A 1,146-nucleotide genomic window follows, 5' to 3' on the forward strand; every position below is an offset into this window, starting at 1 on the left:
CGAGGCGCTGGTGCTGTGGCGTCGCGGCGACGGCTATGTCGCCCGCAGCGCGCCCTGGGCCGGGGTCGTCGCCAGCGGGGCCAAGGACGGCCGGATCAGGCTGCCCGGCGTCGATGGCGCGCCGCGCCTCGTCTTGGGCGACCGGCCCTGGCCGCCGGTGGAGACGGCCGCGTGAAGCCGGCCTTCGATCCCGTCCAACTGGCCATCCCGTTCTTCGTGGTCGCCATCGTGCTGGAGGTGCTGCTGGCCCGCTTCGGCAGGGCCAAGGCCAATTACGAGCCGCGCGACGCGGCCACCTCGCTGATGATGGGCCTGGGCAACAGCATCGTCGGCCTGCTGACCGGCGGCGCGGTCTTCGCCGCCAGCCTGTGGGTCTACGAGCATCGGATCTTCACGATCCCGATGAACGCCATCTGGGCCTGGGTCGTGCTCTTCTTCGCCGAGGACCTGACCTACTACTGGTTCCATCGCCTGAGCCACGAGCGGCGGTTCTGGTGGGCCAGCCACGTCAACCACCACAGCTCGACGCACTACAACCTGACGACCGCCCTGCGGCAGACCTGGACCGGCGGCGTGGCCGGCACCTGGCTGCTTTGGCTGCCCCTGTCGTTCCTGGGTTTCCCGCCGGCCATGGTGGCGATCCAGAAGGGGATCAGCCTCGTCTACCAGTTCTGGATCCACACCGAGGCCGTGCGCCGCATGCCGGCCTGGTTCGAGGCGGTGTTCAACACGCCCTCGCACCATCGGGTGCACCACGCCCGCAACGCCCGCTATCTCGACGCCAACTACGCCGGGATCCTGATCATCTGGGACCGGATGTTCGGCACCTTCATCCCCGAGGACGACGCCGAGCCATGCCGGTATGGGATCGTGCGGAACCTGACGAACTTCAACCTCTTCACCAACGTCTTCCACGAGTGGATCGGGATCGGGAAGGACCTGGCGGGGTCGCGGTCGCCGCGCGAGGTGGCGGGCTATCTGTTCGGCCCGCCGGGCTGGAGCCCGGACGGGTCGCGCGAGACCTCGCATACGCTGAAGGTCCGGTGGCGGGCGCGAGAAGAGAAGGCGGCGGCTGCCGACAATCATCCGTAAAATCCCCGCGAAAGCGGGGACCCAGGTGTTTTATCGTCGAGCGCCGTGCGTTTC

The 1,146-nt window shown here is 68.4% G+C and carries 1 protein-coding gene; it reads left to right on the top strand.

The window, feature by feature from the left end; all coding sequences use genetic code 11:
• Positions 1–171 precede the first annotated feature (171 nt).
• The gene (locus DMC18_RS24815) at positions 172–1,092 is read left to right on the top strand and encodes a sterol desaturase family protein (RefSeq protein WP_110118590.1); all 921 of its coding nucleotides are present in this window, start codon (positions 172–174) and stop codon (positions 1,090–1,092) included.
• Positions 1,093–1,146 lie beyond the last annotated feature (54 nt).

Origin of the sequence: Caulobacter sp. D5, from assembly GCF_003185805.1 — a bacterium.
Classification (GTDB): Bacteria; Pseudomonadota; Alphaproteobacteria; order Caulobacterales; family Caulobacteraceae; genus Caulobacter.